This window comes from Streptococcus suis (assembly GCF_002964045.1).
Lineage (GTDB): Bacteria > Bacillota > Bacilli > Lactobacillales > Streptococcaceae > Streptococcus > Streptococcus suis_U.
In genome coordinates, this window is record NZ_POPB01000317.1 from 1 (window position 1) to 22,490 (window position 22,490).

A 22,490-nucleotide genomic window follows, 5' to 3' on the forward strand; every position below is an offset into this window, starting at 1 on the left:
CCAAGAGAGTAGAAACAGAAAGAAAAACACAGACAGTTCGGCTGGATTTCATCTGAAGCAGCTCAATCTGTCTGTGTATTTTTTTAGTTATTGGCTAGTTTTTGCCCAGCCTCTTTTTATTTACGATTAAAATATATGGAAATCAACGTGATTCAGTTAAAAAAATACTGTCTAGAACATTGTAAATTGAAAACGGTTGGACTTTATTTTTCCATTTCATCGATTCTCTGTATTCTCTTAGTGCCATTTTTACTCCTTATGACGGTATTTTAAATGGCTATTCACTATTGTAAGCAAGATGTCACATACCTAGACATCTGCTGGATTAATGTCATGATGGGGTAGAAAATGATCAAGTAGTCTTTGAGAGTCACAGGGCATAGAATAAAACCCTGAGCTTGGGCTCAGGGGGAGTTTTCTAACTATAATGTTTGAATAGCGAATGAGTTGCTTGATGGATGGTGCGAGCCGTTTCTGCATTATTCATGGTATAAAGATGGACACCTGCGACATCATTGGTTACCAAATCGACAATCTGATCAACGGCATAGGCTAGGCCAGCTGCACGTAGGGATTCAGGATTGTGCTCGTATTTTTCCAAGATGGCCTTGAATTTACGAGGGAGGCGAATATTCTCACAAGTTTTCAAGAGACGAAGTGCCTGATTCCTGTTGATGATAGGCATAATACCTGCGATAATAGGCACTTCGATGTCTGCGAGAGAACATTTCTCCTGAAAGTTATAAAATGCTTCGTTATCGAAGAAGAGTTGCGTGACCAAGGTTGAGCAACCAGCATCAACTTTCTTCTTCAAATTTTTGATGTCGGATACAGAATTTGGTGACTCAGGATGAACTTCAGGATAACAGGCTCCGATAATGTCAAAATGTGGAGCTTCTTCCTTGATAAAGGAAATCAAGTCAGTTGCATACTGGAAGTCCTCTTTAGGGGGAATACCTTCAATAATGTCGCCACGAAGGGCTAATATCTGGTGAACGCCGATTTCATCAAGAGAGTGCAGCACAGACCGAACCTTTTCTTTGGTTAAGTAGGCGGCTGGTAAATGGGCAATGGTTGGGATATGTAACTCGTTGTGTACATGGTCAGCCAATTTAACAGTCGTTTCTTCTACGTTAAGGTTGTTATTGCTACAAGTCACACTGATAAAATGAGGGGCCAAACCCTGCATCTCATCAAGTGTTAGGAGTATCTTTTCATTGCCTACTTCTGGTTTTGGAGGAAAAATTTCAAATGAGAGACTTGGGGTTTGACCAATCATAAATTAGAGTTCCTTTCTGGCTGCCTTAGCTGCTTGGGTCAAGTGGATAAGGCTAGATTTTGTTTCTGATTCGCCACGCGTTTTAAGACCGCAGTCTGGGTTAATCCAAACTTTTTCTTTCGGTACTTTTGCAAGGATGGCTTGGATAGTGTGTGCAATTTCATCAACTGCAGGGACACGTGGAGAGTGGATGTCATATACACCAGGACCTACCTGAGTTTGGAAGTTCTTAGCCTTGAGTTCATCGAGGATGACTAGATTTGAACGGCTAGCTTCAAAGGAGATAACGTCCGCATCCATATTGTCGATGGCAGGAATGATGTCTGTAAATTCGCTATAGCACATGTGAGTATGGATTTGTGTGTCTGGTGCAACAGTTGAGTGAACCAAACGGAAGGCTGGAATTGCCCAGTCAAGATACTCGCTGTACCAGTCGCTACGGCGGAGTGGTAATTTTTCACGAAGTGCTGCTTCGTCGATTTGGATAATCTTGATACCTGCAGCTTCAAGGTCGAGAACTTCTTCCTTGATAGCAAGGGCGATTTGAAGAGTTGACTCTTTGATAGAGATATCTTCACGTGGGAATGACCAGTTGAGGATGGTTACAGGACCTGTCAACATCCCTTTGACTGGTTTGTTGGTACGGCTTTGTGCATAGCTAGACCATTTAACAGTAATTGGGTTCAAGCGAGTAACATCACCCCAGATGATTGGTGGTTTTACTCCACGAAGTCCATAAGATTGGACCCAACCGTTTTTGCTGAAGAGGTAGCCAGATAGGTTTTCACCGAAGTATTCAACCATGTCGTTGCGTTCAAATTCACCGTGAACCAGTACATCGAAGTCAACTTCTTCCTGCCACTTGATCCACTCATCCGTACGTGCTTCTACAAAAGCATCGTACTCTGCTTCGGTAATTTCGCCACGGCGGAAAGCCAAACGTGTGCTACGAACGTCCTTGGTTTGAGGGAAGGATCCGATAGTAGTTGTTGGAAGAAGGGGTAGGTTCAATTTTTCGCGTTGAATAGCTTCACGTTCTGCAAAGACAGGGAGACGAGTGTAGTCTGCATCAGTCAAACCTGCCAAGCGGTCTGCAAGAGCTGCATCACGACCAACACGCTCAAGGGCAAATAGCTCCTTGTTGGCTGTGAGAGCCGCTTCCCCTTGACCATTACGGATAGCATCCAAATCGCGCAACTCGCTCAATTTTTCAACCGCAAAGGCAAAGTGATTGAGGATAGCTGGCTCAAATACTTCATTAGCTGTAGTAAATGGTACATGAAGAAGGGAACAAGAAGTTGTTAGAACGACATGTTCAGCTGGGATAGCCTCCAAGACAGCAAAGCTCTTTTCATAGTTGTTACGCCAGATGTTTTTACCGTTGACGATACCAGCGTAGAGGGTCTTATCAGTCGGGAAGCCTGTTGCTACAAGTGCAGCTGTTTCCTTACCTTCTACAAAGTCAAGACCGATGGCATCGACTGGTAGGTTTGTTAATTCTGTGTAAATATCACGCACATCTCCGAAGTAGGTTTGGATAAGGACTTGCAAGCCTTTCTTGTCTGCTAATAGAGTTTGGTAAATATTGAGGAAAAGGGCTTTTTCTTCAGCAGTCAAATCCTTGACCAAGCTAGGCTCGTCTAACTGAATTTTTTCAGCACCAAGTTCTACCAATTTTGCAAATACTTGTCCATAGGCAGCAACCAAGCTATCTGCTACATCTTCAGCTTTCAGACCTTCTTCAAAATCAGTTAATTGCAAGAGAGTGAATGGACCAATCAAAACTGGACGAGTAATAATTCCCAGATCCTTTGCTTCTTGGAATTCATCGAAAATCTTATGACCAGCTAGTTTGATTTCTGTGTCTTTTTCAATAGTTGGAACGATATAGTGGTAGTTGGTGTTGAACCATTTTTTCATTGGTCTAGCACGAACATCACCCTTATCTCCTTGGTAGCCACGCGCCAACGCAAAGTATTTTTCAAGGTCAGTCAAGTCAAGCTCTTGAACGGCTTTTGGTACGATGTTGAAGAGTACAGCTGCATCCAAAACATTGTCATAGTGTGAGAAGTCATTGCTTGGGATTTCAGTAATGCCAGCTTCTTTAACAATAGTCCAGTGCTTTGCACGCAGGTCTTTAGCTGCTGTCAAGAGCTCTTCTTGTGGAATTTCATTTCTAAAGTATTTTTCAGTGATAAATTTTAATTCACGGTGTTCTCCGATACGTGGGAAGCCGATAATAGTTGTTGTCATAGGATTTCCTCCAAAATTATTTCTATGTTCATATCCTAACAGAAAAGCAAACACTTGTATAATTGTAAAAAATTAGAGATAGTTATAAGTATTGACTATAACGGATGAAAAATGAGCTACTTTTTGATATTTCTACTATATAAAAGTCTGAAAAACGCCTGTTTATCAAGCTTGACTTTTTAATTCCGGCTCCGATATAGTTTTTTCTTAAGCCTGGTATAGATTTTATCTATGGAAGGGTAACAGGCATGCTCATGCTTGAGAGCAATAGTTTATTGGTCGGTCTGATAGTTATTTTTTATCGGCCCATAAAACTTCTATATTAGACAGGCTTGGCTGGTCGTGTTAAAATGTAAAAAATCACAGAAAGGAGTTTCTCATGGGAAAAGTCATTATTGGAATTTCAGGAAATGAACAAGAATTTCCAACAAAATCTGGTCGAGTTTACGTGACAGTTGCGCGTGAATTGGCAGACAGTGTTCGTCAGGCAGGTGGTGTCCCAATGGTCATCCCGATGGGAACTCCTGATTTAGCCAAAGACTATATCGACATGATTGATAAGTTGATTTTATCAGGTGGTCAACATGTTGATCCAAGTCTGTATGGGCAAGAACGTTTAATTGATAGTGATGATTACCTATTGGAGCGTGACGAATTTGAATTGGCTTTGATTAAAGAAGCACTCCGCCAAGGGAAACCGATATTTGCGGTCTGCCGTGGCATGCAGTTGCTCAATGTCGCACTTGGTGGTAGCTTAGAACAGGAAGTGGCTGACCATTGGCAAGAGGATATAGAAGGAACTTCGCATCGTTTGCAGGTTAAACCTAAAAGTCGTGTTAGTCAACTATTTGCTCAAGGAAGCTCCATCAATTCTTTCCATCATCAGCGGATCAAAGATTTGGCACCTGGTTTGGTGGCAACTGGTCTGGATCTGAGAGACGGTACGATTGAGGCCTATGAAAGCAAGGGCAAGCAGGCCCTGTTTGGTCTTCAATGGCACCCAGAATTTCTATACAATGACTGCAAACAGCATAGAAACTTATTTCAGTATCTGGTGGAGGTATTTTAGTCATATTCTTTGCACTCAAGTAATTGAGTGTTTTTTGTAATAATTTGCCAGTAAATACTTTATAAATCAGATAAAATTGTATATAATAACACTAATTAAAGGAGGGCTATATGATTAAGAAATGTCAAGAATCCAAAGGTTATGGAAGTATTAGAAAAGGTATTCATGGGGCAGTCGGAGTGCTAGCCCTAGGTTTGCTGTTTTCTACTACGGCTGTTGTTTATGCTGATGAAGTGAGTGAGAATACTCCCACAACAGCAAGTTCTGAACAAGTTATAAATGCTTCAGAAACTGTTGAATTAACTGCAGATAATGATGTCGCAACATCAACTTCAACTGGAACTATAGGAAACGAGGGGACTTCGGAGGTTGAAACCACGACAGCTACAAATTCTTTGGTAGCAGAAGCGGTTTCTTCAACTGCTGTAGAAACAAGTAATGCAAATGGGGAGTCAATTTCAACTACACCAGATTCAAATACGGATTTAGCGGTCAATATTTCACCGGCCAGCGCTTCAGCAATAGATGGAGCTGCAGAGGTATTGGAAGACCGTACAGCACCCAAACTGGTTTCTTATACATTAGATAAAACCGATTATCAATCAGGTGAAACTGTAACCTTAACAGTTGATTCTGAGGAAGATAGCAACCTTGCGACTGTATCTGCAGATTTTAGCTCATCAGATGGTAGACAAAGTCTTTATTTTTCTTCTAGCAGTGTCGAAAAGTTGGCAAATGGCTTATATCGTTCAGTATTAACTAGTTCAATTCCAGAAAATCGCCCAAGTGACATTTATAATTTAACTTTTATATCTCTAAGAGATGAGATTGGAAATAATGTAACTTATTATGATTCTTCAAACAATTCATGGTCAGAACATACATTTGCACCACTTTCGATGACGGTTACTGGTACAGTGACCGACCGTACCGCACCCAAACTGGTTTCCTATACATTAGACAAAAGGGAATATCGGGCAGGTGAAACGGTAACCTTAACGGTTGATTCTGAGGAAGATAGCAACCTTGCGACTGTATCTGCAGATTTTAGCTCATCAGATGGTAGACAAAGTCTTTATTTTTCTTCTAGCAGTGTCGAAAAGTTGGCAAATGGCTTATATCGTTCAGTATTAACTAGTTCAATTCCAGAAAATCGCCCAAGTGACATTTATAATTTAACTTTTATATCTCTAAGAGATGAGATTGGAAATAATGTAACTTATTATGATTCTTCAAACAATTCATGGTCAGAACATACATTTGCACCACTTTCGATGACGGTTAACAGTATTACTTCAGGTTCAGTCTTGATTCATTATCAACTTGAAGATGGGACTGCCATAGCTGAAGACAAGAGAATTTCGGGCGTAGTGTCAACGTTAGCATTGGGTTCGGAAGAACCAGTTGCGACAGGGATTACATACGATACTAGTGGCGAAGCTCCATTACTTCTGAACGGCATGGATGGTAGGCAATATTATAAGGTTAAAGTAGACGGTGTAGAGCAGGGGCTTTTGAAAGCTGGTTTGACGAAAATAACCTATACCTATACACCTTATTTAGTATCCACAGAGCAGGTCGAAAAGAAAACAGGCAAAGTGATTGTTCAGTATCAAACAAGGACAGGGCAAACGCTTAAAGAATCAGTAGAAGCTGTTCCAGAGACATTGATTAGTTATCGTGAAAAGACAATTTATGCAGATGGATCAGAGAGTTTGTCAGAACCAATTCAAAACTATCCAACTTTCTATGCCTATGATTATCAAGTACAGAAAATTGAGCAAAATGGCAAAATTTATAGATTATCTTATGAGAACCAACCTTCTCTCTATGGAGAACTTGTAGAAGGCGATACGGTATTGACCCTACAGTATATTCCGATTCCTAAATTGGAATCCCTGATATTTGATAAAGAGTCTTACCAGCCTGGGGACAACCTGACTGCAAGTTTTGTGGTTTCGTCTGAAGAGGAGATGGAGCGTATTTACTTTGATCTATCTGATAAAAAATTAACCAGTCAGTATGTGCTTAGAGGAGAGAGTAATAACCCAATCAAGCTAGTGGATGGACTATATCGCTTTGATGTAACTGTACCAATAGCAAGTGATTATCCTAGGTCAGACTTATCTTTAGATTTTGTTTATTTGAATGCTAAAAACGAAAGTTCATCAAATAGTTTTTCAGAACCTGAAATTATTCAAAATATTACTACCCAGGCTATCGTCAACTCACCTAATATTGTTAGTGATTTTACCGCACCTAAGTTTATAGAGTTAGAAACTAGTCGAAATGAAGCTAAACAAGGTGAAACAGTCGAAGTGGTACTTTTAGTGGAAGATGATTCAAATATCGCATCTGTTAATCTCGGATTTGAAAGTGAGTCAGGAATACTCCGATTTGGCGAAAATATTACCAATATTGAGCAATTGGAGGGTAATAAAAAAAGGATAACCTTATCGGAAACAATTCACTATTCTTATTCGCTAGGTCAATATGAGTTGAAGTATTTATATCTGACAGATATTTATGGCAATACGAGTTATTTATCTACTGTTGATAGTTTGCCTGCGAAATCCATAGTTGTCAATCAGTCTACTGATGTAGAGAATGTAAATCCTGTTGTAGAAACGACAGTGGTAACCAATATTGAGGTTGTTGAAAAATCGAGTGGGCAAGTACTCATTCGCACGAATTTCCAAGGTGAAGACCATGAAGCAATGAAACAATTGATTCGTGAGCTAATTTCAGCATATGAAAAAGAACATGGTGTAACATTTGACTTAGCTGGTGCGGGGGGGACTCAAATCTCTTCAAGGTCAGTTACCGTTGGAAATCGAACTCAAACTGATGTAATTCGTTCATACCAGCAACTGGTTGTAAACACATCGGATACTCCTCTGCCTGAAATTGAGAAAAGACTTCTACCAGAAGGTGTGATTTATGATAATTCAACTATCAGGCAAGCCTTATATACTATTCAATTTAAAGATGGGGAATCAACTGTTAAAGAGAGTCGCCGAGTTGCAAACTCCACAATTGATAGCATTATTCGTGATGAAAGCAATGGTATTGATGAGAAGGCATATTATTTTGAATCTGTTGAGGTAAGTCAAGGTTTCACTTCAATTTTTAGTAGCGACTTGAATTATAATGGTCCCTTTTATGAAATTATTGTCAATTTGAAATCAAACTCGAAAGTAGAAAATTCGGGATCAATAACTCCGCCGATAGAGGTTGTTCCACCAGCTACTGAGACCCCAATTTCCCCAACAGAAGTCGAGTTACCAATCGTAGAAACACCGGTCACTCCAATAGAAGAGAGCTCTCCAGTGGACGAAACACCGGTCACTCCAACAGAAGAGAACTCTCCAGTGGACGAAACACCGGTCACTCCAACAGAAGAGAACTCTCCAGTAGACGAAACACCGGTCACTCCAACAGAAGTCGAGTTACCAATCGTAGAAACACCGGTCACTCCAATAGAAGAGAGCTCTCCAGTGGACGAAACACCGGTCACTCCAACAGAAGAGAACTCTCCAGTGGACGAAACACCGGTCACTCCAACAGAAGAGAACTCTCCAGTAGACGAAACACCGGTCACTCCAACTGAAGAGAGCACCCCAGTTGAAGACACACCGGTCACTCCAACAGAAAAAAGCACCCCAGTTGTAGAAACACCGGTCACTCCAACTGAAGAGAGCACCCCAGTTGAAGACACACCGGTCTCTCCAGTCGAATTGAGCACTCCAGTTGAAGACACACCGTCATCTCCAGTCGAATCGAGCACCTCAGTTGAAGACACACCGTCATCTCCAACAGAAGTAGTACCATCAGTGACTGAAAACTCAAGTATCCCAACTAAGGTAGATAAGTTGGTTAGCGAAGCACCACTACAATTAACAAAGGAAAATACTCATGATGAGGATTTGTCTTCAGCAACTACCGTTTCGGGACAGAAAGTAGAAACTGAAAAAACGTCGGCTCCTACTTTACCTAGAACGAATGGTCATCAGTCAAAACTACCAATTTTGGCGGGACTTGCACTTCTTAGCCTAACTGTAGCTAAAAGAAAAAATGATTTCTTAGGCTAGCAAACTGGGAAGTTATTATGAAAGAGGGAACTAGCTTCCCTCTTTTTATTATCAATTCTTATAATTGCAAGGGTATTTGTTATAATTAAAACTTATAACACTCTATAAAAAAAGCCAATTAGTCAGATTGACTTTTCTGTGTTAAGATAGTCTCAGTTCAATAAATTAAGGAGATATTTTTATGAAATTAAAAAAATTATTTAGTTTAGCAGCAGCTGCCTTGTCAGTAGGTGTGCTGGCTGCATGTGGTAGCTCGTCTTCTAGCTCTTCATCTGATTCATCAGCAACAACTGTTCGTGTTGGTGTGATGAGCTTGAGCGACTCTGAGCAAGCTCGTTGGGACAAAATCCAAGAAATTCTTGGTGATGATGTGACTTTGGAGTTCACTCAATTTACAGACTACTCACAACCAAACAAGGCTGTTGCAGAAAACGAAGTTGACATCAACGCTTTCCAACACCATAACTTCTTGAACAACTGGAATGAAGAAAATGGTGAAGACTTGGTTGCTATTGCAGATACTTATATCGCACCAATCCGTCTTTACTCAGGTACAGCTGATGGCAAAAACAAGTACACGAAAGTGGAAGAAATTCCTGATGGTGCAGAAATTGCGGTTCCAAATGACCCAACAAACGAAAGCCGTGCTCTTTACCTTCTTCAAGCAGCTGGTTTGATCAAGGTTGGTGTATCCGGTACAGAATTGGCAACGATTGCTGATATTACTGAAAACAAGAAAAACTTGAAAATTACTGAGTTGGATGCAAGCCAAACAGCAAGCTCACTTAGCTCAGTTGATGCAGCGGTTGTAAACAACACCTTCGTATTGGAAGCTGGCTTGGATTACAAAAATGCCCTTTACAAAGAGCAAAAAGATGAAAATTCATCGCAATGGTACAACTTGATTGCAGCTCGTAGCGACTGGGAAAAATCAGACCAAGCAGCAGCGATTAAGAAAATTATCGAAGCCTACCACACAGATGAAGTGAAAGAAGTCATTGAAACAACATCTGACGGTATGGATGAGCCAGTTTGGTAAAATGTAAATAGGTCGAGGACTGGACAGAATTGTTCAGCCCTCTATCTGTTTTTATAGAGATAAGAAAAATCTCTTAACCAGAGTCAGAAATGCGAGAGAATTTTTGATTTTGGTTAGCAGATTTGATTGATTTTCATTGAGTATGAGGAGGAAGTATGGCAGATAGTAAAATTCAAGCTTTTGAACAGGATGCGATTATTCAGCACTATTTTGAAAAGTTAAAAGTCTTGATTGCAAAGAAATCCATTTTCGCTCAACAGATTGGTCTCTTGGATGTGGCGACTTACTTGAAAGAGATGTTTGAAGAAGCTGGGGCGGAGGTTATTCTAGATGACAGTTATGCAGCACCTTTTGTCATGGCTAAGTTTGCAGCGACAGTCCCAAATGCCAAAACTTTGATTTTCTATAACCACTACGATACAGTGCCAGCAGATGCCGATCAGGTCTGGGAGAAGGGGAACCCCTTTGAATTGACCATTTCCGATGGCTATATCTATGGTCGCGGGGTAGATGATGATAAGGGGCATATCACAGCTCGTCTGTCAGCCTTGAAAAAATACCTGGCTAGACAAAACGGTCATTTGCCAGTCAATGTAATCTTTATTATGGAAGGGGCAGAGGAGTCAGCTTCTGTTGACTTGGATAAGTACCTTGCCAAATACAAGGAAGACTTGCTTGGAGCTGACTTGTTGGTTTGGGAACAAGGGCATCGCAATAGCCTGCATCAGCTAGAGATTGCTGGGGGAAACAAGGGAATTGTGACCTTTGATCTTCAGGTCAAATCAGCTGACTTGGATATTCATTCTTCCTTTGGTGGTGTCATTGATTCTGCAAGCTGGTATTTATTATCAGCACTTCAATCCATGCGGGCTGCAGATGGACGAATTCTAGTAGAGGGCATTTACGAGCAGGTACAAGAGCCAAATGAGCGTGAATTGGCCTTGGTAGAGGAATTTGCACTGGCGACCAATCAGTCTATGAAAGACATTTATGGCTTGACCCTACCAACCTTGGTAAAAGACCGTCGTGAATTTCTGAAGCGTTTGTATTTTGAGCCGTCAATTACTATTGAAGGTTTGTCAACAGGCTATCTTGGTCAAGGTGTCAAGACCATTATTCCAGCTCAGGCTTCTGCAAAAATGGAGGTCCGTCTGGTTCCTGGTTTGGAGCCACACGATGTTTTGGACAAGATTCGCCAGCATTTGGACAAGCATGGATTTGACAAAGTTGAGGTTATCTTCACTTTGGGGGAAATGAGCTACCGAAGTGATATGTCCCATCCTGCCATTGTCAATGTGATTGAATTGGCTAAAAAATTGACGCCAGAAGGAGTTGCTGTTTTGCCGACTTCTCCTGGGACAGGCCCTATGCACACAGTTTTTCATGCTCTAGGTGTGCCGATTGCAGGATTTGGATTAGGAAATGCCAATAGCCGTGACCATGCAGGTGATGAAAATGTCAGCATCGCTGACTACTATAGCCATGTTGAATTAGTAGAGGAGTTAATTGCAAGTTATGAGTAAGGAAATGATTAAGCTAGATAATATTGATGTAACCTTCCAGCAGAAGAAACGGACCATCGAAGCGGTCAAGGATGTGACCATCCATATCAATCAAGGGGATATTTACGGTATCGTAGGTTATTCTGGTGCAGGGAAATCTACCCTTGTTCGTGTCATCAATCTGTTGCAGGTGCCGACAGCGGGTAAAATTACTATTGATGAGGATGTAATTTACGAGGGAGAAAAGGTCACACTTACCCCAGCTCAATTGCGAAGCAAACGCCGTGAAATCGGCATGATTTTCCAGCATTTCAATCTGATGGCTCAAATGACGGCAGAAGAAAACGTAGCTTTTGCCCTCAAGCATTCTGGCTTGAGCAAACAGGAGAAGAAAGAAAAAGTTGCTAAGTTGTTGGACTTGGTTGGGCTTTCTGACCGTGCTGAAAACTATCCAGCTCAGTTGTCTGGTGGTCAAAAACAACGTGTTGCCATTGCCCGTGCCTTGGCCAATGACCCTAAAATCTTGATTTCTGATGAGTCTACTTCTGCCTTGGATCCGAAAACGACTAAGCAGATTTTGGCACTTTTGCAGGAATTGAATGAAAAACTGGGCTTGACCATTGTTATGATTACCCACGAGATGCAGATTGTAAAAGACATTTGTAACCGTGTGGCGGTTATGCAGGATGGTCGCTTGATTGAAGAGGGGTCAGTTTTAGAAATTTTCTCTCATCCAAAAGAAGAATTGACCCAGGATTTCATCAAAACAGCAACAGGAATTGATGAGGCCCTGGTGAAAATTTACCAGCAGGATATTGTTAAGAATTTGCCTGAGAACAGTATCTTAGTTCAATTGAAATATGCTGGTTCCAATACGGATACGGCAATTGTCAATGATTTGTATAAATTCTATCAAGTGTCTGCCAATATTTTATATGGTAATATTGAGATATTGGACCATACGCCAGTCGGTGAGATGGTGGTGATCTTATCAGGTGAACCTGGTCAATTACACCGTGCGATTGAGGCAGTGACAGAGGCCCGTGTAGAAGTGACGATTTTGAAAGGAGCAAACTAGATGTTAGAATGGATTCAAACGAATTTTCCAGATATTTATAAATTGGGCTGGGATGGTCAGACAGGTTGGTTAACACATTTTAATTTGACCCTCTATATGACCTTTGTTTCCTTTGCTTTTGGTGGATTTATGGGCTTGGTGTCTGGTTTATTCTTGGTTTTGACAGGTCCACGTGGGGTTATTGCCAATAAGACTGCCTACTGGATTTTGGACAAGGTGGCTTCTATCTTCCGAGCCATTCCTTTCATTATTTTGTTGGCGGCCATTGCTCCTTTGACAAAAATTATTGTTGGAAAAACCATTGGTACAGAGGCGGCTTTGGTTCCGCTCGCCCTTTCAGTCTTTCCTTTCTTTGCACGTCAGGTTGAAGTGGTCTTGTCAGAATTAGACCGTGGTGTCATTGAGGCTGCTCAGGCATCAGGTGCGACTTTCTGGGATATTGTCCTTGTCTATCTGCGTGAGGGGCTACCAGACTTGATTCGTGTGACGACCTTTGCCTTGGTTTCCTTGGTCGGCTACACTGCCATGGCTGGAGCCATCGGAGCAGGTGGTTTGGGACAAGTTGCGCTATCATACGGCTACCTACGGTATAATAATGATGTGACCTTTTTAGCAACTCTTTTGATTTTGGTTATCATCTTTGCCATTCAATTCATTGGTGATTTCTTGACCAGGAAGATTAGTCATAGATAGTTGCCACGATTTTCTAGACAAATGCTTATTTTTCTGCTACAATACTAGGCATGAAAGAAGGTTGTTTCAAAAGCCTGTCTAGCGAGCTTGGGAGAGTGAAAGCCAAGCCAGTCTTGAAATAATTGGCACTTTCCCAGTCGTGATCATGTCCGACTTCATCAAAATCATACAAACGAAGTAATAAATTAGGGTGGAACCGCGTTCTCAACGCCCCTATGTCTGTTGACAGGGGAAGAGAATGTGGTTCTTTTTCTGTTTTATCAGAGAGGAAAGAGAGGATATGAAGAATTTTTATCTAGTGGATAGCCAAGAACAGCTGTTTAACTATCAGCAATTTGTCTCAAAATACGAGGCAAAATGGCATGACTATATCCATTTTCTAAGGAAGGAATATCAAGTTCGTGATTTGCCCCAAGCCCTTATCTGGACAAATGAAGAAGCCGCAAGAAAATTACTTGGCCAAAGTCCCGTACCAGCCTACACTAATGATATCCGCATGGTCATGACACCAGACTTAGCAGTTTGGAAAAAGATATACCAGCATCAACTAGATAGCTACGAGAACAGCCCAGACTTGCAGACATTGAGTGCTCACTACAAAGGTTTGTCGGAAAATCATCTGTTGCAAATTATCGGTCATGAGCTGGCGCATTGGTCAGAACTTTTTCTGGATGACTTTGCGGACTATGATGCAAACATCTGGTTTGAAGAGGGCATGGTCGAGTACATCAGCCGACAGTATTTTTTGACAGAAGAAGAGTTTGCTCAAGAGCGGTTCTGTAATCAGCTCTTGGTTGACCTCTTTCAAGAAAAACACGGCTGGCATTCCTTGGATGCTTTTGGAAAATCCACTTACGAAGGAGATTACGCGAGTATTTTTTACGAGTACTGGCGAAGTTTTCTCACCATTGACCAGTTAGTAGAGAAAGCAGGTTCGGTCCAAGCACTTTTTGAAACCTATCATAAATGGGCGCAGTCAGACCAAAGCATTTCGCTACTCAACTGGTTTGTGCAGGAAGAATTATTAGAAAAAGAAATTTAAAAAGAAACAGGAGTAACTTATGGCAAAAAAACTTACATTCCACAGCGTCAGTGGCATAGTCTCCTTTCAGTCGAATTGCCACACGCTCATCGCTAGTGCGATTGAGCTAGACGCTGTACTAGTTCGCCTTTCCTAGCAATATCGGCTAGGAAGGCTCACGTCGCAAGATTATTTAAAATAGAAAGAAGGAAGAATATGTCTAAAAAATTTACCTTTCAGGAAATTATCCTGACCTTACAACAATTTTGGAATGAGCAAGGCTGCTTGCTCATGCAGGCTTATGATACGGAGAAGGGTGCGGGTACTATGAGCCCTTACACTTTCTTGCGTGCTATCGGTCCTGAGCCTTGGAATGCAGCTTATGTGGAGCCATCCCGTCGTCCTGCGGACGGTCGTTACGGAGAAAACCCAAACCGTTTGTATCAACACCACCAATTCCAAGTGGTTATGAAACCATCTCCATCTAATATCCAAGAACTCTACTTGGAGTCTTTGGAGCGTTTGGGTATCAATCCTTTGGAACATGACATTCGTTTCGTTGAGGACAACTGGGAAAATCCGTCAACAGGATCAGCTGGTCTGGGCTGGGAAGTTTGGTTGGACGGTATGGAAATCACACAGTTTACCTACTTCCAACAGGTTGGTGGTTTGGCGACAGGTCCAGTCACAGCCGAAGTAACCTATGGTTTGGAGCGTTTGGCTTCTTACATCCAAGAGGTTGACTCAGTGTACGATATTGAGTGGGCAGACGGCGTAAAATACGGCGAGATTTTTATCCAGCCAGAATATGAGCATTCAAAATACTCCTTTGAAGTATCCGACCAAGACATGCTCCTTGAAAACTTTACCAAGTTTGAAAAAGAAGCAGAGCGGGCTTTGGAAGAGGGCTTGGTTCATCCAGCATTTGACTATGTACTCAAATGCTCTCATACCTTTAACCTGTTGGATGCCCGTGGAGCTGTGTCTGTAACCGAGCGTGCAGGTTACATTGCCCGTATCCGTAACCTTGCCCGTGTCGTTGCCAAGACATTTGTGGCAGAGCGGAAAAAACTCGGTTTCCCACTTTTAGACGAAGCAACACGAGCAGAATTATTGGCCGAAGAGGTTGAATAATGCCGGTAGAACCTGAACAGAATGACAATGACAAGGCTATTGTGTTGAAAATCTGGCTGGAATTTACACAAGAATTCCAGGGAAAAGTATCAAATCAAGAACTTGGTGAGTCAATTCGTAAATGGTTGAAAGAGGAGTTAGAGCTTGATTGTCTAGAAGGTGGTATTATATGTCAACTAGATAATGACAATAGTCGGAGAGTTTTATTTGGTTTTGTTAAAATTGATATTGAGCATTCTGACATTATTTTTCAAAATATACAAAGCAAGAGATTTATTTATATAACTAAGGGGACTACAATAGTGAATGTGCTCAATGTAGAAAAAATAGAAATTGCAGAGGAAGATTATGACAAAGAATTTACTTGTTGAACTTGGCTTGGAAGAAATTCCTGCCTACATCGTAACCCCAGCCATGCACCAGTTGCGTGACCGCATGGCGACTTTTTTGACAGACAATCGCTTGGCTTTTGACAGCATTGATGTCTTTTCAACGCCACGCCGTTTGGCTGTTCGTGTGCGTGGTTTGGCAGATCAGCAGACTGATCTTACAGAAGATTTCAAGGGTCCTGCTAAGAAGATTGCCTTGGACGCAGACGGAAACTTCACTAAAGCTGCAGAAGGCTTTGTCCGTGGTAAAGGCTTGACGACAGCGGACATCGAATTCCGCGAGATCAAGGGCGAAGAGTATGTCTATGTGACCAAGCATGAGGCGGGTCAGCCAGCTAAGACAGTTTTGGCGGGCATTCCAGAGGTCTTGAAGGCTATGACCTTCCCAGTCAGCATGAACTGGGCATCCAACAAATTTGCTTACATTCGCCCTGTCCACACCTTGACCGTTCTCTTGGACGATGAGGCACTGGATATGGATTTCTTGGACATTTCATCAGCTCGCATCAGTCGTGGTCATCGTTTCCTTGGAAATGAAACCGAGATTGCAAGTGCAGATTCTTACGAGGCTGATTTGCGTGCACAGTTTGTTATCACTGATCCCGCAGAGCGTCAACATATGATTGTCGAGCAAATCCAGGCTATCGAGGACAAACACAATGTGACAGTTGAAATTGATGAAGATTTGCTCAATGAAGTTCTCAACCTGGTCGAGTACCCAACTGCTTTCATGGGTTCCTTTGACACCAAATACTTGGAAGTGCCAGAAGAAGTTTTGGTCACTTCTATGAAAAATCACCAACGTTACTTCGTGGTGCGGGATAAGGCTGGCAAACTCTTGCCAAACTTCATCTCCGTCCGCAACGGTAACGACCAACACCTTGACAATGTCATCAAAGGGAATGAAAAAGTCTTGGTGGCTCGTCTGGAAGACGGCGAGTTCTTCTGGCGTGAAGACCAGAAACTCAAGATTGCTGACTTGGTAGAGCGACTCAAAGTCGTGACCTTCCATGAGAAAATCGGCTCACTTTACGAGCACATGGAACGCACCAAGGTGATCGCAGAAAAACTGGCTGACTTGGCTGGCTTGTCTGCGGATGAAAAAGCAGATGTGGCGCGTGCGGCGGACATCTACAAGTTTGACCTCTTGACAGGCATGGTCGGCGAGTTTGATGAATTGCAAGGGATTATGGGTGAGAAGTATGCACTTCTTGCAGGGGAAAAACCTGCGGTGGCAGCAGCAATCCGTGAGCACTACTTACCAAACTCAGCAGAAGGCGAATTGCCTGAGAGCAAGGTTGGTGCGGTCTTGGCATTGGCTGATAAATTTGATACCCTCCTATCCTTCTTCTCAGTTGGCTTGATTCCTTCTGGCTCAAACGACCCTTACGCCCTTCGTCGTGCAACACAGGGTATCGTGCGGATTTTGGAAGCATTTGGTTGGGAAATTCCATTGGATGAGTTGATTGCAGAGCTCTACAGCTTGAACTTTGCCAGCTTGACCTATGACAACCAGCCAGCTGTTATGGACTTTATCCGTGCCCGTGTAGAGAAGATGATGGACAAGGCCATTCCGAAAGACATCCGTGAGGCTGTACTTGCCAGCTCAACCTTTGTGGTCAGACTACAACTGGCAGCCAGCTCTGCTATTTTCCAAAAATCAAAAGAAGCTGACTATAAGGAAGCCGTGGAAAACTTGTCACGGGTTTTCAACTTGGCTGAAAAGGCGGAGGTGACTGCGATTGACGAGGCCCTCTTTGAAAATGAGCAGGAGAAAGCCCTTGCTGCAGCAGTGGCTGGCTTGGAGTTGACGGAAGACATGGCAGGCAACTTGGACAAGCTCTTTGCTCTCAGCCCAATCATCGCGGCCTTCTTCGACAATACCATGGTTATGGCAGATGACGCAGCAGTCAAAGCCAACCGCTTGGCTCTATTGAAAGCTCTGGCGGATAAGGCAAGTGCTGTGGCGGTCTTCAATCTCTTGAACACGAAATAGAAATATTATTATGAAAAGAAAAGATTTTGTAACATTTTTAAATCAGTTTGGTTTATCTTTTCAAGATTTTCAAAAAAGCTGGTTTAATTCACGTCAAATACAAATTACGTTCGGTACGGCAATACAAGATACGAAAGAGGAACGTTATAGAAAGGTTTCTAGCTATCTTGATAGTGTATCAGATAAAGGGTTAAAATCTTTTTACTCTAAAATAGATGAGTATATTAGTACTCCAGATGCTGACAGATTTAAATACATCAAACAAGAAATTGATAAGAGAATTTTCATAGCAGGTAAGGGGGTATTTCGTAAACTATCCTATCAATTAGGGCGAGGGACTAAGCTATATAGAATAGTTAGATTACCTGATGACGACAAAGAAGTTTCAAAATTTAAGGAAATAGTTCCGATAGAATTTGTAAAACAATACAGATTGAATAGGGGAGATGAGCAAATGTTTTATGCTGCTTTTTCTAAGGAAATTGCAATTGCTGAAACAGGTGTTACAGATTTGGATAAGTATGCATTACTGACATATGAAGTAAAATCAGATGTTGACCTGCTTGCAATCGTTAGGAACTCAAGCATTTTAGCTACAAGAGATAAATTCACAGCATTTTATGGAGCCAAGTCTAATGAAATTTTGGTTAATATCTTCTCAAGACCAGCCAGCCCAAATGGATCTGAATATGAACTTTCAAATTATATTAGAAGATGTAATGAGTTTTCTTTAGATACCAAGCATTCAGGTTGGATTTATCCGTCTGTTAAAAGTACAAATACTAATGGAATTGATTTTCGGACATCTTGCGTGGCATTTCCATTAGAACATTATCTAAATGTTGTTGATTTAGATAGTGTAAAGTGGGAATTTAGTCAAGCTTGTGAAAGTATTGATTATAATTATTAGCTTTTTAAAGAAAGGGTTATTATGGAACAAGCAAAAATCGATCGCATTAACGAACTGGCCCGCAAGAAAAAGGCGGAAGGTTTGACAGAGGAGGAGTTGCAGGAACAGGTAGCTCTTCGTGAGGAGTACATTGAGGGCTACCGCCGTAGCGTGCGTGCCCATGTTGAAGGTATCAAGATTGTCGATGAAGACGGCAACGATGTGACGCCAGAGAAACTCCGCCAAGTCCAACGTGAAAAGGGCTTGCATGGCCGTAGTTTGGATGATCCAAATTCCTAAGAATAAGATTGCCAAAAAAAACAAGGAAAGACTGGGTTTTCTAGTCTTTTTTTGTTATACTATTAAAAAGGAGGTTTGTTATGAAGAAAATATGGAATTGGTTTGTGATTGGACTTTCTATCCTATTAAGTTTTGTTGGAGCATGTTATTGTTTCATTGGTATGGAGGAAGTGCTTCCTATTCAGTCGGATGAGGGCATCTTTTTAATTGTTGGTCTAGGTTATGTCTGGTTTTTAGGTACTTTTTACCTAACCCTCATTCTCCACGAACTAGGTCACGTTTTCTTTGGTTGGCTGACAGGCTTTGACTTGGTGGCGCTTGGCTTGGGCAATCGTTTGTTGGTCAAGACTGACCAAGGCTGGACATGGAAGAAAACGGTGATTGTGCAAGGGGCAGCTGCTCAGTATATCGGAGTCAAAAGAGATGAGGATGACCCTCGGGCGATTCTGATGTTTGCGGGTGGCTTGATTGTCCATCTCAGTCTCATCCTTGTTTCTGTTTTTATTGGATTCTTGACAGGGCATTGGAGTCTGCCTCTATCGCAAATTCTCCTCAATCTATCCTTGTTTGCACTCAATGCCAACCCTGCTGGTATGGCGGATGGTGCTAAGATACAAGAGTTGCGTGCTCATCCAGACTATAGTCGCTTGGTTTATCAAGCGCTTAGACACACCTCTCAAGTCATGGTGGACCCAACTGCAGCAAACTTAAGCGATTTTGTCTTGGATCTACCAATCTTGCCAGGGCATTTACCACAAACCCACTATCTAAACTGGACGGAGTTGCTGATTTTCAAAGGGGAGTATCAAGAAGCGCGAGAGCGATTGGAGAAGTTGATAGCAAAATCGGATAATGATTACATCATCAAGGCAAGCAAACTTGTTTTGCTAGAAGTCTATATCTTACAAGGCTTGGAGGAAGAGGCTAGAACATTAGGCCAGGACAAGCAGGTCAAGGCTCTACTCAAGTACCCTATGGGAAATTACCAAGTCATTGCGGCTCTCTACCACCAACGTATTACTCGAGATAGAAAAGCCTTGAAAAAATCTCTGGCTCAGGCTAAAAAAATGTTGCCTTATAGTCCACTATTGGCTGATGAGCAGGATTATTATAGCAAGCTCTTGGCAGAAGTTGAGTTAGAAAGTCAATTGCCATAGTAGATTATTCTGACTAGTATTTGCGATATAATTTATGTTAAAATAGGTACGGAAAAAAATAGATAGGAAGGTTGGTCATGAAAAAACTGATGTCCACCTTGTTGGTGCTTGCCTATGTTACGGTCGCTTATTTGTCGGTTTACGTCCTTCCTCACTATTATTCTGGTGCAATTATAGGGGCGGCAGGAGCCAGTCTTGGAGCTAGTTTCAAACAGTTCAAGGAAGTGCAAGCCTGTCCTGACCAATCCTTGTTAGCCTATTTTAAGAGGGATAAGAAAAAGACAAGTAGTTTGTTATTGGTCCTTCTTGGAATCATCCTTTTTGTCAGCCTTGTGCTGGAATTTAATTGGCAATATGGCATAGCTTTTGTAGTGGCTATCAGCAACGCTATTCTTTGGAATGTCCTTCATATTCAATTCTTACGAAAATACTATTTAAAAAACGCATGAGCTTATTTCATGCGTTTTTCTTGTTTATATACTTTGTCCAGCTTTTAATTTTTTCATAAAGATGATGGAACTTGGAATCAGGACGATAATGCTACCGATCCAGGCGGCAGGGTTGGCAGCTACTGTACCATAAAAACCGAAATACTGCATACCGATGATGGCGACTGCTGCTCGGAAAATTAATTCCCCAAAGCCAGCCAGTGTTGGGATAAAGCCCTTGCCAAGTCCTTGAATAAAGCTACGAAGAATAAAGAGAGAGGCAACAATCCAGTAACAAGAGCCGTTAATGATGTAGTAAACAAGAGCCAAGTCCAGCACTGTTTGGCTGGCATTTGGCAGAAAGAGACCAGAGAAGAAGCGATTGGCCAAGATGAGAATGACCGCAAATACAATAGCCCAAGCAATGTTCAGAAATAGGGAATGGCGCACCCCTTCTCGGATTCGATCGTAGAGTTTAGCGCCGTAGTTCTGGGCTGTAAAGGTTGCAATAGCCAGCCCCAGATTGACCATAGGTAGCATAGCCAGCTGGTCAGTACGCAGAGCGATGGCCTGGGCAGCGATGGCATCTGTTCCTAACTGGTTGACCATAAACTGTAGGGTCATGGCTCCGATGGCAATGATACTAGCTTGAAATCCCATAGGAAAACCGAGTTGGGCATGTTTCTTGAGATTATCCTTGTCTAATCTTAAGTCTGATAGACCAATATGGTACTGGGGAACCTTTTTGACGATGTAGAAAATCAGAAAAATAACGGAGCATGCCTGAGCCGTGATGGTTGCAAAACCAGCTCCGAAAACACCCCATTTCATGACTAGGATGAAGAAAAAGTCTAATCCTATATTGATAAAACAGGCAATAATAAGGGCTATTAGAGGCGTTTTAGAATTTCCAAGACTTCGTAGGGCTGAAGACAGGAAATTATAGAAAATGGTAAAGGTCAATCCGCCAAACATAGCTGTCAGAAAGGCGTGGGAATGTTGGATGATACTAGCAGGAGTCTTCATCAAAACCAAAATGGGATCTAAAAAAGACAAAGCAAGGACAGTCAAAATGATGCTGATAAGGATGGAATAGAACAGACCGTGAACAAAGGATTTTTTCAGTCCTTCCAAGTCCCCTGCTCCAAAGCGTTGAGCAGAAAGAATGGTTAGTCCATTTGTCACACCCTGGGCGAAGCCGATGATGAGGAAAATCAAGCTGGCAGTAGCTCCAACGCTGGCAAAGGCATCCTTGCCCAAGGTATGACCAACAATCATAGAATCAGCAAAGTTATAGGCTAATTGGAAGAATGAGCCAATCAGTAAGGGAATGGCAAATTGTAAGATAACTAGAATGGGTTTGCCCTTGGTTAAGTCGCTCATAAAATCTCCTTTATAAACAGAGCATAAGCCTATTAGAATGTATGGTTTCTAATAGGCTTAGGGGATTATCAACTGGTTAAATCTTCAAAATGGTCAACCGTATTATGGTCTGTTACGGCTAGTATGAGTTGGTCGTGTTTAAATTCAAAGTCTGGTGTCAATTGAATATTCAATTCTTGATTCTCACCGCTCCTATATCCGATAATATTGAGTTTATAGTTTTGGCGTAATTTTAGTTCTCCAAGCGTTTTACCAATCCATTTTGCAGGTGGGTGGAATTCAACGATGGAAACATTTCCTTCTAATTCGTACAGACTAGTTGTATCCCGATGGAGGAGTTGTTTGGCAAGTGAAATTCCGGTTTCGCGTTCAGGAGAAATAACTTTATCTGCACCGACACGAAGAAGTACTTCTTTGGTAGTTGTCCCCTTGACTTTAGCAATAACGGTTGGCACACCAAGTACCTTGCTGTGCATGACTGCTAACACGCTGGATTCTAAATTATCACCAGTTGCGACAACAACGGCGTCACAATTGCCTATTCCTGCAGCTCTTAGTAACGAACGGTCGGTAATATCTCCGACAATTCCACGTGTTAGAATTGATTCGAGATGGTTAATTTGTTGTTCATGGTTATCGATGGCGATGATGTTACAATCATACTGGTGTAGAGTTTTTGCGATTGTTGTACCGAATACTCCTAAACCTAGGATTCCAATAGTATAGTTTGACATAATTTCTCCTTCTTAGAACTTGTATTCACAAGTGAAGTGCTTGAATATAAGAGAT

General features: G+C 41.9%; 18 protein-coding genes. 14 read left to right on the forward strand and 4 right to left on the reverse strand.

What is annotated here, in order from left to right; translation table 11 throughout:
- Window positions 1-418: 418 nt before the first annotated feature.
- Window positions 419-1,279, reverse strand: a complete 861-nt coding sequence (gene metF / locus C1E99_RS05460) for a methylenetetrahydrofolate reductase [NAD(P)H] (protein ID WP_105206862.1) — start codon at window positions 1,277-1,279, stop codon at window positions 419-421.
- A gap of 3 nt (window positions 1,280-1,282) precedes the next feature.
- Entirely contained in the window at window positions 1,283-3,532 is a 2,250-nt protein-coding gene (gene metE, locus C1E99_RS05465; RefSeq protein ID WP_105206863.1) for a 5-methyltetrahydropteroyltriglutamate--homocysteine S-methyltransferase, read from the reverse strand.
- A gap of 379 nt (window positions 3,533-3,911) precedes the next feature.
- Between metE and C1E99_RS05470 the strand changes: the two genes are divergently transcribed.
- The 14 genes from C1E99_RS05470 to C1E99_RS05535 all read left to right on the forward strand — a co-directional run bounded on the left by C1E99_RS05470 (window position 3,912) and on the right by C1E99_RS05535 (window position 20,339).
- Entirely contained in the window at window positions 3,912-4,601 is a 690-nt protein-coding gene (locus C1E99_RS05470) for a gamma-glutamyl-gamma-aminobutyrate hydrolase family protein (RefSeq protein WP_105206864.1), read from the forward strand.
- Window positions 4,602-4,711: 110 nt separating this feature from the next.
- Window positions 4,712-8,692 (forward strand): hypothetical protein, encoded by a 3,981-nt coding sequence (locus C1E99_RS05475; protein WP_105206865.1) that lies wholly within the window; start codon window positions 4,712-4,714, stop codon window positions 8,690-8,692.
- 181 nt (window positions 8,693-8,873) lie between these two features.
- Window positions 8,874-9,731, forward strand: a complete 858-nt coding sequence (locus tag C1E99_RS05480; RefSeq protein WP_105206866.1) for a MetQ/NlpA family ABC transporter substrate-binding protein — start codon at window positions 8,874-8,876, stop codon at window positions 9,729-9,731.
- Window positions 9,732-9,886: 155 nt separating this feature from the next.
- Window positions 9,887-11,254 (forward strand): M20/M25/M40 family metallo-hydrolase, encoded by a 1,368-nt coding sequence (locus C1E99_RS05485; RefSeq protein ID WP_105206867.1) that lies wholly within the window; start codon window positions 9,887-9,889, stop codon window positions 11,252-11,254.
- Window positions 11,247-12,311: a methionine ABC transporter ATP-binding protein gene (locus tag C1E99_RS05490; RefSeq protein WP_105206868.1), complete on the forward strand. Its 1,065-nt coding sequence runs from the start codon at window positions 11,247-11,249 to the stop codon at window positions 12,309-12,311. The genes C1E99_RS05485 and C1E99_RS05490 overlap by 8 nt, the downstream gene beginning before the upstream one ends.
- On the forward strand, window positions 12,312-13,004 hold the full coding sequence (locus tag C1E99_RS05495) for a methionine ABC transporter permease (protein ID WP_105206869.1): 693 nt from the start codon (window positions 12,312-12,314) through the stop codon (window positions 13,002-13,004).
- 280 nt (window positions 13,005-13,284) lie between these two features.
- Window positions 13,285-14,046, forward strand: coding sequence for an elongation factor Tu (locus C1E99_RS05500; RefSeq protein WP_105206870.1), 762 nt, complete (start codon window positions 13,285-13,287; stop codon window positions 14,044-14,046).
- Window positions 14,047-14,241: 195 nt separating this feature from the next.
- Window positions 14,242-15,159 carry a glycine--tRNA ligase subunit alpha gene (gene glyQ / locus C1E99_RS05505; RefSeq protein WP_105206871.1) on the forward strand — a complete coding sequence of 306 codons (918 nt, stop codon included), beginning with the start codon at window positions 14,242-14,244 and terminating at the stop codon, window positions 15,157-15,159.
- Window positions 15,159-15,530, forward strand: a complete 372-nt coding sequence (locus C1E99_RS05510) for a hypothetical protein (protein WP_105206872.1) — start codon at window positions 15,159-15,161, stop codon at window positions 15,528-15,530. Before glyQ ends, C1E99_RS05510 begins: the two co-directional genes overlap by 1 nt.
- Window positions 15,508-17,544, forward strand: coding sequence for a glycine--tRNA ligase subunit beta (gene glyS, locus C1E99_RS05515; protein WP_105206873.1), 2,037 nt, complete (start codon window positions 15,508-15,510; stop codon window positions 17,542-17,544). Before C1E99_RS05510 ends, glyS begins: the two co-directional genes overlap by 23 nt.
- A 10-nt stretch (window positions 17,545-17,554) precedes the next feature.
- On the forward strand, window positions 17,555-18,454 hold the full coding sequence (locus C1E99_RS05520) for an RES domain-containing protein (RefSeq protein ID WP_105206874.1): 900 nt from the start codon (window positions 17,555-17,557) through the stop codon (window positions 18,452-18,454).
- A gap of 21 nt (window positions 18,455-18,475) precedes the next feature.
- A complete protein-coding gene (locus C1E99_RS05525) occupies window positions 18,476-18,733 on the forward strand; it encodes a DUF896 family protein (RefSeq protein ID WP_105107262.1) in 258 nt (85 codons plus the stop codon).
- Window positions 18,734-18,813: 80 nt separating this feature from the next.
- Complete coding sequence (locus C1E99_RS05530) at window positions 18,814-19,890, forward strand: site-2 protease family protein (RefSeq protein WP_105206875.1); 1,077 nt, start codon at window positions 18,814-18,816, stop codon at window positions 19,888-19,890.
- Between the two features lie 77 nt (window positions 19,891-19,967).
- Window positions 19,968-20,339 carry a hypothetical protein gene (locus tag C1E99_RS05535; RefSeq protein ID WP_105206876.1) on the forward strand — a complete coding sequence of 124 codons (372 nt, stop codon included), beginning with the start codon at window positions 19,968-19,970 and terminating at the stop codon, window positions 20,337-20,339.
- Between the two features lie 24 nt (window positions 20,340-20,363).
- Here C1E99_RS05535 and C1E99_RS05540 read toward each other — a convergent pair whose 3' ends face one another.
- Window positions 20,364-21,701: an MATE family efflux transporter gene (locus tag C1E99_RS05540; protein WP_105206877.1), complete on the reverse strand. Its 1,338-nt coding sequence runs from the start codon at window positions 21,699-21,701 to the stop codon at window positions 20,364-20,366.
- 68 nt (window positions 21,702-21,769) lie between these two features.
- Complete coding sequence (locus C1E99_RS05545; RefSeq protein WP_105206878.1) at window positions 21,770-22,435, reverse strand: potassium channel family protein; 666 nt, start codon at window positions 22,433-22,435, stop codon at window positions 21,770-21,772.
- Window positions 22,436-22,490 lie beyond the last annotated feature (55 nt).